This is a genomic window from Burkholderia sp. PvR073, assembly GCF_054055695.1.
Genome location: NZ_JBSRXO010000014.1, coordinates 33,534 through 52,107 on the forward strand (window position 1 = coordinate 33,534; position 18,574 = coordinate 52,107).

15 protein-coding genes are annotated in these 18,574 nt (G+C 68.3%); 12 read left to right on the top strand and 3 right to left on the bottom strand.

What is annotated here, in order from left to right; genetic code table 11:
* Positions 1-20: 20 nt before the first annotated feature.
* From ACVK00_RS30020 to ACVK00_RS30040, 5 genes are all read left to right on the top strand, one after another.
* A complete protein-coding gene (locus ACVK00_RS30020) occupies positions 21-935 on the top strand; it encodes a sugar phosphate isomerase/epimerase family protein (RefSeq protein WP_175697073.1) in 915 nt (304 codons plus the stop codon).
* A 63-nt stretch (positions 936-998) separates the two neighbouring features.
* Positions 999-2,012: a Gfo/Idh/MocA family protein gene (locus tag ACVK00_RS30025; RefSeq protein WP_284892719.1), complete on the top strand. Its 1,014-nt coding sequence runs from the start codon at positions 999-1,001 to the stop codon at positions 2,010-2,012.
* Positions 2,013-2,070: 58 nt separating this feature from the next.
* Complete coding sequence (locus tag ACVK00_RS30030) at positions 2,071-2,997, top strand: TIM barrel protein (RefSeq protein WP_126227584.1); 927 nt, start codon at positions 2,071-2,073, stop codon at positions 2,995-2,997.
* A gap of 63 nt (positions 2,998-3,060) precedes the next feature.
* Positions 3,061-4,233, top strand: a complete 1,173-nt coding sequence (locus ACVK00_RS30035) for a Gfo/Idh/MocA family protein (protein WP_228907380.1) — start codon at positions 3,061-3,063, stop codon at positions 4,231-4,233.
* Positions 4,234-4,513: 280 nt separating this feature from the next.
* The gene (locus ACVK00_RS30040) at positions 4,514-5,398 is read left to right on the top strand and encodes a MurR/RpiR family transcriptional regulator (RefSeq protein ID WP_284892715.1); all 885 of its coding nucleotides are present in this window, start codon (positions 4,514-4,516) and stop codon (positions 5,396-5,398) included.
* Between the two features lie 61 nt (positions 5,399-5,459).
* Here ACVK00_RS30040 and ACVK00_RS30045 read toward each other — a convergent pair whose 3' ends face one another.
* Positions 5,460-6,980: a CoA-acylating methylmalonate-semialdehyde dehydrogenase gene (locus ACVK00_RS30045; RefSeq protein ID WP_166725363.1), complete on the bottom strand. Its 1,521-nt coding sequence runs from the start codon at positions 6,978-6,980 to the stop codon at positions 5,460-5,462.
* Between the two features lie 110 nt (positions 6,981-7,090).
* Between ACVK00_RS30045 and ACVK00_RS30050 the strand changes: the two genes are divergently transcribed.
* From ACVK00_RS30050 to ACVK00_RS30080, 7 genes are all read left to right on the top strand, one after another.
* Entirely contained in the window at positions 7,091-8,026 is a 936-nt protein-coding gene (locus ACVK00_RS30050; RefSeq protein ID WP_006759565.1) for a LysR family transcriptional regulator, read from the top strand.
* A 128-nt stretch (positions 8,027-8,154) separates the two neighbouring features.
* A complete protein-coding gene (locus ACVK00_RS30055) occupies positions 8,155-8,382 on the top strand; it encodes a sulfurtransferase TusA family protein (protein ID WP_006753156.1) in 228 nt (75 codons plus the stop codon).
* A gap of 229 nt (positions 8,383-8,611) precedes the next feature.
* The gene (locus ACVK00_RS30060; RefSeq protein WP_284892702.1) at positions 8,612-9,094 is read left to right on the top strand and encodes a peptidase; all 483 of its coding nucleotides are present in this window, start codon (positions 8,612-8,614) and stop codon (positions 9,092-9,094) included.
* 268 nt (positions 9,095-9,362) lie between these two features.
* Entirely contained in the window at positions 9,363-10,067 is a 705-nt protein-coding gene (locus ACVK00_RS30065) for a response regulator transcription factor (protein WP_166725289.1), read from the top strand.
* Positions 10,064-11,425 (top strand): FecR family protein, encoded by a 1,362-nt coding sequence (locus tag ACVK00_RS30070; protein WP_228907382.1) that lies wholly within the window; start codon positions 10,064-10,066, stop codon positions 11,423-11,425. The genes ACVK00_RS30065 and ACVK00_RS30070 overlap by 4 nt, the downstream gene beginning before the upstream one ends.
* Before the next feature lie 10 nt (positions 11,426-11,435).
* Positions 11,436-13,823: a CHASE2 and HATPase_c domain-containing protein gene (locus ACVK00_RS30075; protein ID WP_284892699.1), complete on the top strand. Its 2,388-nt coding sequence runs from the start codon at positions 11,436-11,438 to the stop codon at positions 13,821-13,823.
* Between the two features lie 37 nt (positions 13,824-13,860).
* Positions 13,861-14,475, top strand: coding sequence for a DUF4136 domain-containing protein (locus ACVK00_RS30080; RefSeq protein WP_166725286.1), 615 nt, complete (start codon positions 13,861-13,863; stop codon positions 14,473-14,475).
* 55 nt (positions 14,476-14,530) lie between these two features.
* On the opposite strand, the gene galU is transcribed toward ACVK00_RS30080, so the two are convergent.
* Both galU and ACVK00_RS30090 read right to left on the bottom strand, forming a co-directional pair.
* Positions 14,531-15,415: a UTP--glucose-1-phosphate uridylyltransferase GalU gene (gene galU, locus ACVK00_RS30085; protein WP_166725285.1), complete on the bottom strand. Its 885-nt coding sequence runs from the start codon at positions 15,413-15,415 to the stop codon at positions 14,531-14,533.
* A gap of 87 nt (positions 15,416-15,502) precedes the next feature.
* Positions 15,503-18,370 (bottom strand): valine--tRNA ligase, encoded by a 2,868-nt coding sequence (locus ACVK00_RS30090; protein ID WP_284892695.1) that lies wholly within the window; start codon positions 18,368-18,370, stop codon positions 15,503-15,505.
* Between the last annotated feature and the right edge of the window lie 204 nt (positions 18,371-18,574).

Here is an 18,574-nt window from a genome sequence, read left to right on the forward strand (position 1 = left end):
CCAAGTCGCTAGGAAAGAAGATGAAGATCGCTCTGGATCCCTACATGATTCGCCACCTGCCGCTCGACCGGCTGCCGCATGCGGTCGCCGAGCTCGGCTACGACCAGATCGAGTTGTCGCCGCGTAGCGATTTTCTCGACTGGTGGGTGATGCCGCGCGCGACGCGCGCGCGCATGACCGCGTTCCGCCACGCGTTGCGCGCAAGCGGCGTGGGGCTCGCGTCGCTGCAGCCGATGTACCGCTGGGCCAGCCCGTTCGAGGACGAGCGGCAATGGGCGGTGCGCTGCTGGAAGAAGGCGATCGAGGTCGCCATCGAGATGGAATGCGCGCTGATGGTGTCCGAGTTCGGGCGCGGCGCGTCGCCGGAGCGCTCGGTCGGTGAGCGGCCGGGCGCGAACCCGAAGGAGCTGTGCGAAGCCGCCTGGTTCCGTTCGATGGACGAGCTGCTGCCGATCCTCGAGCGCGAACGCATCGTGCTGTCGGTCGAGCCGCATCCGGAGGACTGGATCGAGCAGCTGCAGCCGGCGATCGACATCGTCACGAATCTTGGCTCGCCGTCGCTGAAGCTGTCGTACATCGCGCCGCACACGTTCTACTACGGCGACGACATGGCCGCGATGATCGCGCAGGCCGCGCCGATCCTCGCGCACGTGCGCGTGGCCGACACCTTCGACCATCGCAAGAGCAGCCAGCTGCGCTACATCGTGAACCCGCCCGGCTCGAACCAGATCCGCGTGCACCAGCATCTCGACATCGGGCAGGGCGAGATCGACTGGGACATGTTTTTCCGCGCGCTCGGCGACGCCGGCTTCGACGGCGTGATGTCGTCGTGCGTGTTCGCGTGGGAAGACCGCGCCGAAGCGTCGTCGCGCTACATGCGCGACACGATCCAGCGCTACGTCGATCGCCATTTCGATCGCGCGGCGGCGCGCTGACTCACGACTGACCGGCGCGGCGCCGGCCGCGCCATGGATGAACGACAGACTGGAGATATCCGGATGACCTTGCAAATCGGCGTGATCGGCTGCGGCGCGATCGGCCAGGACCATATCCGCAGGCTGACGCGCACGCTGTCCGGCGCGCGCGTGGTGGCCGTCAACGACATCGATCCGCAGCAGGCGCGCGATGCGGTGACGAAGTACGGGCTCGACGCGGAAATCTACGGCGATGGCCACGAAGTGATCGCGGCCGCCGACGTGCAGGCCGTGCTCGTCACGTCGTGGGGGCCGACGCACGAAGCGTTCGTGCTCGACGCGATCGCGCACGGCAAGCCGGTGTTCTGCGAAAAGCCGCTCGCGGTGACGGCGCAAGGCTGCATGCGGATCGTCGAGGCCGAGGTCGCGCACGGCCGCCGGCTCGTGCAGGTCGGCTTCATGCGGCCGTACGACGAAGGTTATCGCGCGCTGAAGCACGTGATCGATAGCGGCGGAATCGGCGCGCCGCTGATGCTGCATTGCGCGCACCGCAACCAGTCGGTCGGCGAGCGCTACACGACCGACATGGCGATCACCGACACGCTGATCCACGAGCTCGACGTGCTGCGCTGGCTGCTCGGCGAGGACTACACGAGCGCGCAGGTCGTCTACCCGAAGAAGACGCGCCACGCGAGCGCGCATCTTGCCGATCCGCAGATCGTGCTGCTCGAAACCGCGAGCGGCGTGCGCATCGACGTCGAGATCTTCGTCAATTGCCAGTATGGCTACGACATCCAGTGCGAGGTCGTCGGCGAGCACGGCATCGCGAAGCTGCCCGATCCGCCGGCCGTCGGGCTCAAGCATGCGGCGCGGCAATCGGTCGAGATCATGACCGACTGGAAGGAGCGCTTCATCGCGTCGTACGACGTCGAGCTGCAGGCATTCGTCGACGGCGTGCGGCAAGGTGCGCTGACCGGCCCGTCCGCGTGGGACGGCTACGCGGCGGCGGTCGCGGCCGACGCGTGCGTGCGAGCACAGCAGAGCGGGGCGGTCGAGCCGATCGCGATGGCCGAACGCCCGGCGTTCTATCGCGGCTGAGCCACGGCCGCGCCACCCGCACGCGGCACCGCGCCGCTTTTCTACCGGACTGACCGACATGACGATGAAGATTGGCTGCGCGCCCTGCTGCTGGGGCGTCGACGACGTGAACAACCCGCACCTGCCGTCGTGGCGGCACGTGCTCGCCGAGGCCGCGCAGGCCGGCTACTCGGGCATCGAGCTCGGGCCCTACGGCTATATCCCGCTCGAACTCGACGTGGTGAGCGCGGAGCTCGAACGGCAGCGCCTGAGCATCACCGCCGGCACGATCTTCGACGATCTGGTGTCGCCGGAGAACCTGCCGAACCTGCTGCGCCAGACGCGCGAGATCTGCGCGCTGATCACGCGACTGCCGAAGCTGCCGACGCAGCACGGCCAGCGCTACGCGGCGCCGTACCTGGTCGTGATGGACTGGGGGCACGAGGAGCGCGACTACGCGGCCGGCCATACGGCGCGCGCGCCGCGCCTGGGCGCCGAGCGCTGGGCGCGGATGGTCGACCACATCCGCCGGATCGCGACGATCGCGCGCGACGAATTCGGCGTGCGCGCGGTGATCCATCCGCATGCGGGCGGCTACATCGAGTTCGCGGACGAGATCGACCGGATCGTCGCCGACATCGCGGCCGACACGGCCGGCCTGTGTCTCGACACCGGCCACCTGTACTACTCGGGGATGGATCCCGAGACCTGGCTGCGCCGCCATGCGGCGCGGCTCGACTACGTGCATTTCAAGGATATCGACGCGGCCGTCTACGACGCGGTGATGGGCGAGCACATCGCGTTCTTCGCGGCCTGCGCGCGCGGCGTGATGTGCCCGATCGGCAACGGCGTGCTCGACTACCGCGCGATCCGCCGCGCGCTCGACGACATCGGCTATGCCGGCTACATCACGATCGAACAGGAGCGCGATCCGCGCAACGCCGGCACGAGCCTGCGCGACGTCGCGGCGAGCCGCGCGTTTCTCGCGTCGGCCGGATTCGCATGAACGATCGACCGCCTGAACCTTTGAACATCTGAACACCTGAACACGGACAGGAACACGACAATCATGATCGACGGACAGATTCTGCTCGGACATTCGATTCCCTGGGGCATGGTCGGCGGCGGCCTTGGCAGCCAGATCGGCTACAGCCACCGGTCGGCCGCGTTGCGCGACGGCAGCTTCCGGCTGGTCGCCGGCGCGTTCGATATCGATGCCGAGCGCGGCCGGCAGTTCGGCGTGAAGCTCGGCGTCGACGCCGGGCGCTGCTATCCCGACTACCGGACGATGTTCGATGCCGAGGCACGCCGCGCCGATGGCATCCGCGCGGTGTCGATCGCGACGCCGAACAACACGCACTTCGAGATCTGCCGCGCGGCGCTGAATGCGGGGCTGCACGTGGTCTGCGAGAAGCCGCTGTGCTTCACGACCGCGGAGGCCGAGGCGCTGCAGCGGCTGTCGGTCGAGAAGAACCGCATCGTCGGCGTGGCATATGGCTATTCGGGCCACCAGATGATCGAGCAGGCGCGCGAGATGATCGCGCGCGGCGATCTCGGCGAGATCCGCATCGTGCAGATGCAGTTCGCCCACGGCTTTCACAGCGAAGGCGTCGAGGCCGCCAGCGCGGCCGCGCGCTGGCGCGTCGATCCGAAGTTCGCGGGCCCGAGCTACGTGCTCGGCGACATCGGCACGCACCCGCTGTACATCTCGGAGGTGATGGCGCCCGAACTGAAGATCCGCCGGCTGATGTGCTCGCGGCAGAGCTTCGTGAAGAGCCGCGCGCCGCTCGAGGACAACGCGTTCACGATCATGGAATACGACACGGGCGCGATCGGCTACGTCTGGTCGAGCGCGGTGAACGCCGGCTCGATGCACGGGCAGAAGGTGCGCGTGATCGGCTCGAAGGCGAGCGTCGAATGGTGGGACGAGCATCCGAACCAGTTGCGCTACGAAATCCAGGGGCAGCCCGCGCAGGTGCTCGATCGCGGGATGGGCTATCTGCATCCGCACGCATTGCGCGAGGATCGCATCGGCGCCGGGCATCCGGAAGGGCTGTTCGAAGCGTGGTCGAACCTGTATGCGCGTTTCGCGCTCGCGATGGACGCGGCCGATCGCGGCGACACGCAAGCATTGAAGAACATCCGCTTTCCGGACGTTCACGCAGGCGTCGAAGGCGTGCGCTGGGTCGAGAACTGCGTGCGCTCCGCCGATGCGGGCGGCGTGTGGGTCGACTATCGTTGAGTCATGGCGGCCGATGCGCGGCATCGGCCGTCGGCCGCCGGCGTCGGTAGAGGCCCTGATCTTTACGGCGCGGCGAGCGCATTGGAAAATGGATCCCGGTACGGTTCCAGTATCGCCGTGGAGCGTGTGCAGGTGATGATCGAGCGCGTGGGAGCGAGCATGCGGCACGGGCCGTGCCGCAAACGTGATTAAATTCGCCCTTCATGCATGTATTCAGGGGAGTCCCGGGCCGCGCCCGCAAGCCGCGCGCGCATCGGGGCCGTCAACTTCGCGCTATCCGATGAGTTCATCCGAGAAACCTCCCGCCACCGTCGAGGAGTTCCTGCAGCATCTGACGCAGGAGTACGACGGGCTCAGCAATCGCCTGAAGGTGATCGCGCGTCACGTGGAAACGCATCGCGATCAGCTTGGCCTGGAGGGCATCCAGTCGCTCGCAGAGGCATGCGGCGTCCAGCCGTCGGCCGTCGTGCGGTTCGCGAAGCATTTCGGCTTCTCCGGCTTCTCCGAGATGCAGCGGCTGTTCCGCGAGGGCCTGGCCCAGCAGATCGCGCCGGGCCGCGCGTACAACCTGCGGTTGCGCGACGTGATCGAATCGGGCTCGTCGAGCCTGCAGCCCGAGCAGATCGCCGACGAATTCATCAAGGGCAGCATCGCCGGGATGCAGCAGCTGCGGCAGACGCTCGATCCGCACGCGCTCGCGCAGGCCGTCGACCTGCTCGCCGACACGCAGGCAATCTGGATCGCCGGCTCGCGCCGCGCGTTTCCGATCGCCGTGTATCTCGACTATGCGCTGCAGCACACCGACAAGCGCATCGGCCTGTTCAGCGCGCTCGGCAGCATGCATCTCGGTCAGATCCGCTCGGTGCGCGAGGGCGACGTGATGATCGTGATCTCGTTCATGCCGTATGCGGAAGAGACGGTGCAGGTCGCGCAGCAGGCCGTGCAGCGCGGCGCGCGCCTGATCGCGATCACCGACAGCCGGATGAGCCCGCTCGCGCGGGAGGCCGAGGTGACGCTGATGGTGCAGGACAGCGCGACGTTCGGGTTCCGCGCGCTGACCGCGACGATGGGCCTCGCGCAGAGCCTGTTCGTCGCGCTCGCGTACCGCCTCGAGCTGTCGTACCTGCCGACCGCCGACGGCGCGCACGGCACGAAGGCCGGCTGACACCGGCCATGTGCTTGCCCGCCGCCCGCGGGATTCCCCGGCGGGCGGCGCACCCGTCCGCTTACTTCGCGGTCGGCATCGCGAACTCGGCGCCCTTGCCGATGCTCGACGACCAGCGCTGCATCACCGATTTCTGGCGCGTGTAGAAGCGCACGCCTTCCTCGCCGTATGCGTGCATGTCGCCGAACAGGCTCTTCTTCCAGCCGCCGAAGCCGTGCCATGCCATCGGCACCGGAATCGGCACGTTGATGCCGACCATGCCGACCTGGATGCGCCGTGCGAATTCGCGGGCGATGCCGCCGTCGCTCGTGAAGCAGGCGACGCCGTTGCCGAACTCGTGCGCGTTGATCAGGTCGACGGCTTCGCCGAAGTCCTTCACGCGCACGCAGCCGAGCACCGGCCCGAAGATTTCTTCCTTGTAGATGCGCATGTCGGGCGTCACGTGATCGAACAGCGTGCCGCCGGTGAAGAAGCCTTCCTCGCGGCCCGGCACGCGCAGCCCGCGCCCGTCGACCACCAGTTGCGCGCCTTCGCTGACGCCTTGCTCGATATAGCCTTCGATGCGCTTGAGCGCTTCGCCGGTGACGATCGGGCCCATCTCGACTTCCGGCGACATCCCGTCGCCGATCACCAGCTTGCGCGCGCGCTCGGCGACCGCCGGCACGATCCGGTCGGCCACGTCGCCGACCAGCACCGCGATGCTGATCGCCATGCAGCGTTCGCCGGCCGAGCCGTACGCGGCGCCGATCAGCGCATCGACCGCCTGCTCGATATTCGCGTCCGGCATCACGACGAGGTGGTTCTTCGCGCCGCCGAGCGCTTGCACGCGCTTGCCCGACTGCACCGCGCGCTGCTGCACGTAGGCCGCGATCGGCGTCGAGCCCACGAAGCTGACGGCCTGCACGTCCGGATGGTCGAGCAGCGCGTCGACCGCGCCCTTGTCGCCCTGCACGACGTTGAACACGCCGGCGGGGAGGCCGGCCTGCGTGAGCAGGTCGGCGATGAACAGCGCCGCCGACGGGTCGCGCTCGCTCGGCTTCAGCACGAACGTGTTGCCCGTCGCGAGCGCGACCGGGAACATCCAGCACGGCACCATGCACGGGAAGTTGAACGGCGTGATGCCCGCGACGACGCCGAGCGGCTGGCGCATCGTCCAGTTGTCGATGCCGGTGCTGACCTGGTCGGTGAAGTCGCCCTTCAGCAACTGCGGCACGCCGCACGCGAACTCGATGATGTCGATGCCGCGCGCGACTTCGCCCTGTGCGTCGGAGAACACCTTGCCGTGCTCGGCCGTGATGATCGCCGCGAGTGTGTCGCGGTGCTCGTTCATCAGTTGCAGGAAGCGGTGCAGCACGCGGGCGCGGCGGATCGGCGGCGTCTCGGCCCAGGCCGGGAACGCGGCATGGGCCGACGCGACGGCGCGCTGCACTTCGTCGCCGTCGGCGAGCGCGACGCGGCGCACCGCGCGGCCCAGCGCCGGGTTGAGGACGTCCTGGAAGCGGCCGCTGCGGCCGGCAACGGGCGCGCCGTCGATGTAGTGGCCGACGTCGGCGTCGGACGTATAGGCGGGAACCGGGTTCATCGTGTCTCCTGGGGGATGGGGGGCGGACGGAACCTAGTCTAGGCAAAGCGGCGGGGCGGGAGAAGGCCGCGCAGCTTGATTCACTGTTCAGAATTCTGAATAATCACCGGATGAATCAGCAAAATGTCCAGGCGCTCTGGCCGCATATCCATTCGCTGACGGTGCTCGCCGCGGCCGGCAGTTTCACGGCCGCCGCGCAGCGGCTCGGCATCAGCAAGGCTGCGATGAGCCAGCGCATCGCCGATCTCGAGAAGGCCGCCGGCGTGCCGCTCGTGCGGCGCACCACCCGCAGCGTGCGGCTCACCGACGCGGGGCAGACGCTGGTCGACAGCACGCGCGACGCGTTCGAGTCGATCGGCCAGCATTTCGCGCGCGTGAAGGATCTGGCCGGCGAACCGCGCGGGCTGCTGCGCGTGACGGCGCCCGTCGCGCTCGGGCGCCAGCAGGTCGTGCCGCACCTGCCCGATTTCCTGCGGCAGCATCCGGGCGTGCACATCGAGCTCGACCTGTCCGACCGGCTGCATTCGCTGACGCAGGAGGGCTTCGATCTCGCGATCCGCCATACGACGACCGCGCCGCAGACCCACGTCGCGTGGAAGCTGTGCGACACGCGTTCGCTGCTGGTCGCGAGCCGCGACTACCTCGACGCGCGCGGCGCGCCGCGCCACCCGAGCGAACTCGTCGATCACAGCTGCCTGTGCTACCTGCGCGACAACGAGCCGGCCGCCTGGAGCTTCGAGCCGGACGGCCGGCGCCGCCAGCGCGTGAGCGTGCCGGTGCGCGGCAGCTTCGCGGCCAACAATAGCGAGGCGATGCGCGAGGCCGCGCTCGGCGGGCTCGGCATCGCGCTGCTGCCGGATTTCAGCGCGCAGCGCGATCTCGACGCAGGCCGGCTCGTCGCGCTGCTCGACGGCTGGCGGCCGTCGGGCGCGTTCGGCGACCATATCTTCGCGATCCGGCCGTACAGTCCGGTCGTGCCGAGCGCGGTGCGCGCGCTCGTGCGGCACCTGCGCGAGCGGCTCGCAGGCGGTTTTTCGGGAGCCTGAGCGGCGAGCGCGGCCGTGCCTGCCCGCATGGCCGCGCCTGGGCCGCGCGGGCAGGCCCGGCCGCGCTGCGGTAAAATCGCCGCTTCCTCCCGCGCCCGTGTGGCGCGTCATTCGAAGGTCGACAGCCGATGCAGATTCACAAGGAAGTGGACGCGCGCGGGCTTAATTGCCCGTTGCCGATCCTGCGCGCCAAGAAAGCGCTCGCCGATATGGAGAGCGGGCAGATCCTCAAGGTGCTCGCGACCGATCCGGGCTCGCAGCGCGATTTCGCCGCGTTCGCGAAGCAGACGGGCAACGAGATCGTCGAAGTGACGACCCAGGACAAGACCTTCGTATTCCTGATGCGCCGCCGCTGACGGCCCGCATCACGCGCCTCTCGCGGCACCCGGCCGGGCGGGCAGCGCCCGTTGCGGGCCGGCCGCGCCTCCGATGCTCTGACAATTCTTAAACCTCGTCGCATGACCGGCTGCGTATACTGACCCGGCCGGTCGTCCGTCTCGGATGGATGCGCCGGCCACGGTACGTCATACGAGGCGGGCACGGGGGCCATGCCTGACGCTACCGTCGTACAAACGGGGAGAGGACATGTCCTTCAGACCAGGGACCATTCGAAGTCCGTCCGCAGCGGAACGCATCGCGCCCGCACACGCGGCGGGGTTGAGCCGGATCGAGCTCGACCCGCAACAGGATCGCCACGCGCGTGCCGCGCTGGAGGCCTATGCCGATTCGGCGGCGGCCGAGATGCCGTGGCTGGCCGAATCGCTCGACGAACGGCTGCGCGACGCCGCGCAGGACGGCGGCGCGGGCCTCACGTATTGCGGTGCGACGGTCGAGCGCGTGTTCGATCTCGCGCATGCGTGGGCGGCGAGCCAGCCCGACTATGCGGCGCCGGCGTGGGAGCGCGTGCGCGGCCAGTTGGAGCGGATGCTGGGGCAGCCCATGCTGGGGCAGCCCATGCTGCGGCAGCCGTCGCTGCGGCAGCCGGAGCAGCCGTCGCTCGCGCGGCGGCGGCGCGTGCCGACCGACGATTTTGCCGAGCCGATGGCCGGCCTGGCGGGCGCCGACTAGGCGCGCGATCGCGTGACGGGAAGGATTATTCGAATAAAGGACCGTAGTCCGCGCAATTTCTTGGCGAATTTCATACTACTATGATGAAATCGCCGGTTCGTCCGTGCCCTGTTTTTGAGATATTTTGCCGGGGCGCCGTGTCGCGCAGGGTGCGCGCGCGGCAAACGACGGCTCGCCGGCCGGTGTCGGAAGCCGCGCCCGTGTGCGGCGCGGCGGGGTGAGCGCGGGAAGCTGAACTGGACGAATCGATTTCGATTTGCGGGGTGCTATGAGAATTGCTGTACTGGATGACGATCCGGCCCAGACGGATTTCGTCAGTCAAACGCTGACGGCCGCCGGCCACACGTGCTATGCGTTCAAGGAAGGCAAGGCCCTGAAGAAGCGTCTGCAGCGCGAGACGTTCGATCTGCTCGTGCTCGACTGGAACGTGCCCGACATGTCCGGCGAGGAAGTGCTCAAGTGGGTGCGTGCGAATCAGGCGGAGCACAGCCTGCCGATCATCTTCATGACGAGCCGCGACGACGAGGCGGGGATCACGCAGATCCTCAACGCCGGCGCCGACGATTACGTGGTCAAGCCCGTGTCGGGCCCGATCCTGCGCGCGCGCATCGGCTCGCTGCTGCGCCGCGCGTATCCGGTCAACGCGGAGGCGACCGTTCGCGAGTTCGACCAGTTCCGCTTCGACGTGAACCTGAAGCAGGCCTATGTCGGCGACAAGGCCGTGAGCCTCACGCAGAAGGAATTCGAGCTCGCGCTGCTGCTGTTCCAGCATCTCGACCGGCCGCTGTCGCGCGCGCACATTCTCGATCTCGTGTGGAAGCAGGCGACCGACATTCCGTCGCGCACGATGGACACGCACATCTCGATGCTGCGTACGAAGCTCGGCCTGCGGCCGGAAAACGGCTATCGCCTCGCGCCGATCTACGGCTACGGCTACCGGCTCGAGCGGGTCGGCCAGGGAGAGCCGGAGTGACCGCGCGAATCATGCAGCGCACGCCGAGCCTGCGCGCGGCGGCCCTGCGTGCGGCGTGCGCGGTCGCGCTTGCGTTTGCGGCACAGCAGGCCGCCGCGCGGCCGCCGGCTGCCGCGGGCAAGATGGTCGTCTACCGCACGCAAGCCGGCGACACGCTGTACGACGTCGCCGCGCGCTACCTGCAGGGCCCGGACGACTGGCAGTTGCTGCAGCAGATCAACGGCGTGCCCGCCCCGAAGCACCTGCAGCCCGGCATCGCGCTGAAGCTGCCGGTCGCGCGGCTGCGCAAGGAAAAGCTGTCCGCGCGCGTGGTCGCGGTGCAGGGTGCGGCCGAGCGCGCGTCCGGCGACGCCTACGCGCCGCTCGCCAACGATGCGACGCTCAACGAGGGCGACCGCGTGCGCACCGGCGCGAACGGTTTCGTGACGATCGAGCTCGCCGACGGCACGCACATGAGCCTGCCGCCCGACAGCCAGCTCGACCTGAAGACGCTGCGCCGCACCGTGCTGACCGGCACGCTCGACCGCGAGTTCGAGCTCACGCGCGGCTCGGTCGACAGCGAAGTCACGCATTTGAAGAAACGCGACGATCGCTTCCAGATCCGCTCGCCGTCGGTCGTGGCCGGCGTGCGCGGCACGCGGTTTCGCGTGAACTACGACGCCGCCGGCAACGCGGCGACGCGCGTCGAAGTGCTCGACGGCACCGTCGGTGTCGCGGGCAAGCGGCAACCGGCCGACCCGACGCTCGTGCATGCGAACTTCGGCAGCGTCGCGACGTCGTCCGGCGCGATCGGCGCGCCCGTCCAGCTGCTGCCCGCACCGGCGCTCGCGCATCCGGACAAGGTGCAGGACGAGCCCGACGTCGCGTTCGACATCGCGCCGCTCGCCGATGCGCACGCCTACCGCCTGCAACTCGCGCACGACGCGGGAATGCTCGACCTGTTCCGCGAAACGCGCACCGATACGCCGAGTGCGGTGTTTCGCGACGTGCCCAACGGCACGTATTTCGTGCGGGTCGCCGCGATCGACACCAACGGCCTCGAAGGCATGCCGCGCACCTATGCGTTCGAGCGACGCCAGATGGGGCTCGACGCGAGCGCGTCGCCCGGCGCCGGCGGCTACGAGTTCCGCTGGTCGCCGAACGGCTCGGGCAAGGATGCGCGCTACCGGTTCGTGCTGTCGCGCTCGAAGGACCTGAGCGCGCCGGTCGTCGACCAGGTCGGCCTGCAGGCGCGCAAGATCACCGTCGCGCACCTGCCGCCCGGCGACTACTACTGGGCCGTGACGGTCGAGGAGTTCGAAGGCGGCAAGTTCTACCAGAAGACGAGTCCGGTCAGCGCGTTCACGTTGTCGCGCTGATCCGCGGCACATGAAAACCGACTCCGTTTCTCCGCGGCGGCGCCTCGGCCGCCGCTTCCTGATCGAGTGGATCGCGATCGGCTGCCTCGGGATCGCGGTGATTCTCGCGTGCGCGCTCGGCCGGCTGTCGTCGAGCGTCGACGGGCTGATCTACGACCGGCTGCTGATGTTGCGCAGCCTGCCGCTGTCGCCCGACATCGTCGTCGTCGACATCGACAACCAGAGCGTGTCAGCACTCGGCCGCTGGCCGTGGCCGCGCAGCGTGCATGCGCGGCTGCTCGACACGCTGGCGCGTGCGCAGCCGGCCGCCGTCGTCTACGACGTGCTGTTTACCGAGCAGTCGCCCGAGGATCGCGCGTTCGCGGACGCGATGGTCCATGTGCCGACCTTCCTGGCCGTGCTGCTGAGCCCCGAGCAGGCGGACGGCACGCGCATCGTCGATCCGCCGGTGGCCGAGCTTGCGGCCCGCGCGACGGGGCTCGGCCACATCAATCTCGAAGTCGATCCCGACGGCATCGTGCGCAGCGTCGCGCTGTTCGAAAGCGACGGACGCGTGCGCTGGCCGCAACTGATGGTACCCGTCTACCGCGCGATCGAGGCCGGCCGGCTGCATCCGGTCGGCGGGGCGCCCGGCGCGACTGCGCACGACCTGTCGCGCGACGCGACAGGCGAGGGCCGCTACCTGATCCCGTTCAGCCGCAACACACCCGCGTATCCGACGCTGTCGTTCGACGACGTGCTCGAAGGGCGCGTGAAACCCGACGCGCTGCGCGGCAAGATCGTCGTCGTCGGCGTGACCGCTTCGGGCCTCTACGACCGCTTCGCGACACCGGTGTCGGGCGAGTTCGGCCCGCTCGCCGGCGTGTACATCCATGCGAACGTGCTCGACATGCTGACGACCGGCAGCGCCATCCTGCCCGTGTCGCGCGCGGGGCTGTTCGTCGCGTCGCTGCTGCCGCTCGCGGTGCTGCTGGCCGGTTTCCTGATGCTGTCGCCGTGGCGCGGCCTGCTGTTGACGCTGAGCCTGGCCGCGGCGGCCGTCGTCGCGAGCTTGGCGCTGTTGTTCGAGGCGCGCGTGTGGCTGTCGCCCGCGCCCGCGATCTTCGGGCTGATCGCCGTGTACCCGATCTGGAACTGGCGGCGCCTGGAAATGACGATGTCGTACCTGCGCCGCGAACTGCAGCGGCTGGCCGACGAGCCGCACCTGCTGCCCGAGGCGCCGCGCACGCGCAGCGTCGGCGGCGACGTGCTCGAACGTCAGATGGCGCTGATGGCGCAGGCCGCGCAGCGCGTGCAGGACATGAAGCGCTTCGTGTGGGACAGCCTCGACAGCATGCCGGAGCCGATCTTCGTCACCGATCTGGCCGGCACCGTGCTGATCGCGAACCATGCGGCGAAGCGCTACGGGTCGCGGCTCGCGCTGCCGTTGCCGGAAGGGCGGCCGCTGCGCGCCGCGCTCGGCGAGCTGACCTTCATGAAGACCGTCGACGGCAACGTCGAACACGACGTCACGATCCGCGAACACTGGCCGGCCGCGCTCGACCCGACGCTCGAGGCCGAACACGACGCGATGGCGCGCGGCATCGAGGTGCGCGACCGCGACGGGCTCGACCATCTGTTACGCTACGCGGCATGTACGAACGCGCAGGGCCGCGTGACGGGCTGGATCGCCGGCCTCGTCGACGTGACCGAGCTGCATGCGGCCGAGCGGCAGCGCGAGGAGGCGCTGCACCTGCTGTCGCACGACATGCGCTCGCCGCAGTCGTCGATCCTCGCGCTCGTCGAGATCGAGCGCGAACGCGTCGAGACCGACGCGACGCGCACGCTGCTCGCGCGGATCGAGCGGTATGCGCATCGTGCGCTGTCGCTCGCCGACGAGTTCGTGCAACTGGCGCGCGCGGAGTCGCAGGCGTACCAGCTCGAACCAACCAGCCTCGTCGACGTGCTGATCGACGCGAGCGACGAAGTCTGGCCGCAGGCGCAGGCGAAGCGCATCCGCATCGATACCGATGTCGGCACCGACATGGGCTGGACGCGCGCCGACCGCTCGCTGATCACGCGCGCGTTCGTCAACGTGCTGAACAACGCGGTCAAATACAGTCCGTCCGACACGGTGATCACGTGTACGCTGACGATCGAGCACGCATCGAGACGGATGTTCTGTACGATTCGCGATCAGGGGTACGGCATCGCGCCGGAAGATCAGCGGCATCTGTTCGAGCGTTTCAAGCGGTTCCATGCCGGCGAGCGGCCCGAAATCTCGGGTTCCGGGCTCGGCATGGCATTCGTGAAGACGGTCGTCACGCGCCACGGCGGCAGCGTGACGGTCGACAGCGAAGTGGGTGTCGGCACCGCGGTGACGGTGTCGCTGCCCGCGATCGACGAGCCGTCCGCCTGACAGGGCCGGGCACGACGGCAGGCATTTGGGGGAAGTCATGAGAAAGGAATGGGCAGCGACCGCATTGGCGGCGTCGCTGTTGACGGGTTGCGCCGGCGTCACGACCGGCGTGAGCGCGCTCGGGCAGCCGAATGCGTTCGCGTCCGGTGCGCACGGCTACGATGTCGTCCGCACGGCCGCTCAGGCCGACGATGCCGAATACCGCCGGATCGAGACGCTCGTGCGCGACGAGCTCGCGCATCGCGGCTTCGACGCGCAAGCGGCGAAGGATGCGCGCTACCGGCTGTCGATCGCGTATGCGACGCAGCCGGCGTCGGTCGCGGCGACGGCCGACCAGTGCGGCGCGGCGAGCAGCGCGTGCGTGACCGTCGACGGGCCGGCGCCGTTCGCGCTGCCGTTCGCGGGCAAGGTGTACCGCCACGTGCTGACGCTGCGTTTCGTCGACGCTAACTCGGGCGCCGACGTCTATCGCGTGTCGGCGTCGCTGCGCGATCGCGATGCGGGCACGCAGCAGGCTGCGCCGACGCTCGTGCGGAGCGCGCTCGCGAAGCTGCCGTTCGAGCAGGGTGACGGCTGGCTCGTGAAGACGAAAAAAGACGACGCGGGCGCAATGCCGGGCGTCGTCTCGGTGAAGCCGGCCGCGACGCGCTGACGCGCCGGCCGTGAGGGCGGGCCCGCCGGGTAGGCGAGGCCGGCCCGTGCCGCGTTCAGGCGGCCGGTTGCCCGTTGCCGCGCGTGCGCAGGTACGCGTCGAACTCGGTGCCGACTTCCGGGTGGCGCAGCGCGAATTCGACCGTCGCCTTCAGGTAGCCGAGCTTGCTGCCGCAGTCGTAGCGCGTGCCCTGGTACTTGTAGGCCAGCACCTGTTCGTCGGCGAGCAGCGCCTGGATCGCGTCGGTGAGCTGCAGCTCGCCGCCCGCGCCCGGCTTCAGCGCGCGCAGGTGTTCGAAGATCCGCGGCTTCAGGATGTAGCGGCCGACCACGCCGAGGTTCGACGGCGCGACTTCCGGCGCAGGCTTTTCGACGATCGCCGACATCTTGACGATCGACTCTTCCCACTCCTTGCCATCGATGATCCCGTACGACTTCGTCTCCGACGGGGGAATCTCTTCCACGCCGATCACCGAGCTGTGATAGTGGTCGAACACGTCGACCATCTGCTTCATCACGGGCGGGTTGCCGTCGAGCAGGTCGTCGGCGAGGATCACCGCGAACGGGTTGTCAGCCACGAGCTTTTCCGCGCACAGCACCGCATGGCCGAGACCGAGCGCTTCCGGCTGGCGCACGTAGAAGCAGTCGACGTGGCTCGGCTTGATGCTGCGCACGAGCTCGAGCAGCTTTTCCTTGCCGCGCGCCTCGAGTTCGGCCTCGACCTCGTACGACTTGTCGAAGTGGTCCTCGATCGCGCGCTTGCTGCGCCCGGTCACGAAGATCATCTCGGTGATGCCCGCGGCGATCGCTTCCTCGACGGCGTACTGGATCAGCGGCTTGTCGACGACCGGCAGCATTTCCTTCGGGCTCGCCTTCGTTGCAGGGAGGAACCGCGTGCCGAGACCGGCAACGGGGAATACCGCCTTGGTGACTTTCAACATGATCGAACCTTTATTCCTGTAATCGACTTGTCAGACGGTCTATGTTCACGTTCCGATTATAGTGAACGCAAACGACCTTACCGTTTGTTACGCAGGCAACCGATCGAGCTGGGCACGCAGTTTTTCCAGCGTGCTCTGGAACTCGGCGACGCGCTTCTGCTCCTGTTCGACCACGGCCGGCGGCGCTTTCGCGACGAATGCCTCGTTGCCGAGCTTCGCGTTGCACTTCGTGATCTCGCCCGTCAGGCGCGCGATTTCCTTCGACAGGCGCTCGCGCTCGGCCGCGACGTCGATCTCCACCTTCAGTACCAGCTTGTTCGGGCCCACGATCGCGATCGGCGCGCCGTGCGCTTCCTTGTCGAGCGTCGCTTCGTCCGCGAGGATCTGCACTTCCGACAGGCGGGCGAGGGCCTGAACGTACGGCGCGAACGAGCGCAGGCGCTCGGCGTCGCCGGCCGCGAGCAGCGGCACCTTGGTCGCCGGCGACAGGTTCATCTCGCCGCGCAGGTTGCGGCACGCGTCGACGATCGCCTTCAGGTCGGCCGCCCATTGCTCGGACGCCTCGTCGATCTTCTGCAGGTTCGCGACCGGATACGCCTGCGTCATCAGCGATGCTTCGCCCTCGGCCTTGCCTTGCGGATAACGGCCGGCGAGCGGCGCGACCTTCTGCCAGAGCGCTTCGGTGATGAACGGGATGATCGGGTGCGCGAGGCGCAGCACCGTTTCGAGCACGCGCAGCAGCGTGCGGCGCGTCGCGCGCTGCTGTTCCGGCGTGCCGTTCTGGATCTGCACCTTCGCGAGTTCAAGGTACCAGTCGCAGTACTCGTCCCACACGAACTTGTAGATGCTGGTCGCGATGTTGTCGAAGCGGTAATCGGCGAAGCCCTTCGCGATGTCGGCCTCGGTGCGCTGCAGGAGCGACACGATCCAGCGGTCGGCCGCCGAGAAGTCGAGGTAGCCGCCGGGGCCGCAGTCGCCCGCGCCGCACACTTCCGGCTTGTCGTTGCCGCAGTCGTGGCCTTCGCAGTTCATCAGCACGAAGCGCGTCGCGTTCCACAGCTTGTTGCAGAAGTTGCGATAGCCTTCGCAGCGCGCGAGATCGAAGTTCACGTTGCGGCCGAGCGTCGCCATCGACGCCATCGTGAAGCGCAGCGCGTCGGTGCCGAACGCGGCGATGCCGTCCGGGAATTCCTTGCGCGTCTTCTTCTCGATGGTGGCGGCCTGCTTCGGGTTCATCAGGCCCGTCGTGCGCTTCGCGACCAGCGTTTCGAGGTCGATGCCGTCGACGATGTCGATCGGGTCGAGCGTGTTGCCCTTGCTCTTCGACATCTTCTGGCCTTCCGCGTCGCGCACGAGGCCGTGCACGTACACGGTGTGGAACGGCACCTTGCCGGTGAAGTGCGTGGTCATCATCACCATCCGGGCGACCCAGAAGAAGATGATGTCGAAGCCCGTGACGAGCACCGACGACGGCAGGAAGTGCTCCAGTTCAGGCGTTTCGTTCGGCCAGCCGAGTGACGAGAACGGCACGAGCGCCGACGAGAACCACGTATCCAGCACGTCCTCGTCGCGCTTGAGCGCGCCGGCGTAGCCCTTCGCGGCGGCCTGCGCGCGCGCTTCTTCCTCGTTGCGCGCGACGAACACCTCGCCGTTCTCGCCGTACCACGCGGGAATCTGGTGGCCCCACCACAGCTGGCGCGAGATGCACCAGTCCTGGATGTTCTCGAGCCACTGGTAGTAGGTGGTCGTCCAGTTTTCCGGCACGAACTTGATCTGGCCGTTGCGCACGACGTCGAGCGACGTTTCGGTGATCGACTTGCCCGGGTTGAACGTGCCTTCCGGCGCCGCCTTCGTCATCGCGACGAACCACTGGTCGGTCAGCATCGGCTCGATCACGACGCCCGTGCGGTCGCCGCGCGGCACCATCAGCTTGTGCGGCTTCACGGAGTCGAGGAAGCCTTGCGCGTCGAGGTCGGCGACGATCGCCTTGCGCGCGTCGAAGCGGTCGAGGCCGCGATACTGCTCGGGGCCGTTGTCGTTGATCTTCGCGTCGAGCGTCAGGATCTCGATCGGCGCGAGGTTGTGGCGCAGGCCGACCTGGTAGTCGTTGAAGTCGTGCGCGGGCGTGACCTTCACGACGCCCGTGCCGAACTCGCGGTCGACGTAGTCGTCGGCGATCACAGGGATCTCGCGGCCCGTCAGCGGCAGCGTGACCAGCTTGCCGATCAGGTGCGCGTAGCGCTCGTCTTCCGGGTGGACCATCAGCGCGACGTCGCCGAGCATCGTCTCGGGACGCGTCGTCGCGACGGTCAGCGAGCCCGAACCGTCGACGAGCGGGTAGCGGATGTGCCACAGGTGGCCGTTTTCCTCTTCGCTCGCGACTTCGAGATCCGACACCGCGGTGAGCAGCACCGGATCCCAGTTGACGAGGCGCTTGCCGCGGTAGATCAGGCCCTGTTCGAAGAGCGTGACGAACACGTCGCGCACGGCGGCCGACATCTTGTCGTCCATCGTGAAATATTCACGCGACCAGTCGGTCGACGCGCCGAGGCGGCGCACCTGGCCGGTGATCGTCGAGCCGGACTGCTGCTTCCACTCCCACACGCGCTCGACGAACTTCTCGCGGCCGAGGTCATGGCGCGACACGCCCTGCGCATCGAGCTGGCGCTCGACGACGATCTGGGTCGCGATCCCCGCGTGGTCGGTGCCGGGCACCCACAGCGTGTTCTCGCCGAGCATCCGGTGGTAGCGCGCGAGGCCGTCCATGATCGTCTGGTTGAACGCGTGGCCCATGTGCAGCGTGCCGGTGACGTTCGGCGGCGGCAGCTGGATCGCGAAATCGGGGCGCGCCGGGTCGAAGGCCGGGGCGGCATAGCCGCGTTTTTCCCACTCCGGCCCCCATTGGGACTCGATGGTGTGGGGTTCGAAACTCTTCGCAAGCGTGCTGTCGCTCATGGTTGGAAATCTGCCGAAAAATGCGTGAATTGGATGCCGAATCCGACAATTATAAATGGATGCACATCGGCCAGCCATTGCAGGGTCCGCGCCGGTCCGTCGGGAGGCGCTCGCGGCGCGGCGGCGGCGCGAGGCCGAACGGATCGGAAACGGCATCGCGCGGCCGACTTATAATGTCGGGTCCGCATTTTTCTCGCACGCCCG

Bases quoted from the DNA above. Each gene is read 5' to 3' on its own strand.
- ACVK00_RS30035 (WP_228907380.1), top strand. From the start codon at position 3,061: ATGATCGACGGACAGATTCTGCTCGGACATTCGATTCCCTGGGGCATG.
- ACVK00_RS30075 (WP_284892699.1), top strand. From the start codon at position 11,436: ATGAAAACCGACTCCGTTTCTCCGCGGCGGCGCCTCGGCCGCCGCTTC.
- ACVK00_RS30025 (WP_284892719.1), top strand. From the start codon at position 999: ATGACCTTGCAAATCGGCGTGATCGGCTGCGGCGCGATCGGCCAGGAC.
- ACVK00_RS30020 (WP_175697073.1), top strand. From the start codon at position 21: ATGAAGATCGCTCTGGATCCCTACATGATTCGCCACCTGCCGCTCGAC.
- ACVK00_RS30040 (WP_284892715.1), top strand. From the start codon at position 4,514: ATGAGTTCATCCGAGAAACCTCCCGCCACCGTCGAGGAGTTCCTGCAG.
- ACVK00_RS30045 (WP_166725363.1), bottom strand. From the start codon at position 6,980: ATGAACCCGGTTCCCGCCTATACGTCCGACGCCGACGTCGGCCACTAC.
- galU (WP_166725285.1), bottom strand. From the start codon at position 15,415: ATGTTGAAAGTCACCAAGGCGGTATTCCCCGTTGCCGGTCTCGGCACG.
- ACVK00_RS30090 (WP_284892695.1), bottom strand. From the start codon at position 18,370: ATGAGCGACAGCACGCTTGCGAAGAGTTTCGAACCCCACACCATCGAG.
- ACVK00_RS30080 (WP_166725286.1), top strand. From the start codon at position 13,861: ATGAGAAAGGAATGGGCAGCGACCGCATTGGCGGCGTCGCTGTTGACG.
- ACVK00_RS30065 (WP_166725289.1), top strand. From the start codon at position 9,363: ATGAGAATTGCTGTACTGGATGACGATCCGGCCCAGACGGATTTCGTC.
- ACVK00_RS30050 (WP_006759565.1), top strand. From the start codon at position 7,091: ATGAATCAGCAAAATGTCCAGGCGCTCTGGCCGCATATCCATTCGCTG.
- ACVK00_RS30030 (WP_126227584.1), top strand. From the start codon at position 2,071: ATGACGATGAAGATTGGCTGCGCGCCCTGCTGCTGGGGCGTCGACGAC.
- ACVK00_RS30055 (WP_006753156.1), top strand. From the start codon at position 8,155: ATGCAGATTCACAAGGAAGTGGACGCGCGCGGGCTTAATTGCCCGTTG.
- ACVK00_RS30060 (WP_284892702.1), top strand. From the start codon at position 8,612: ATGTCCTTCAGACCAGGGACCATTCGAAGTCCGTCCGCAGCGGAACGC.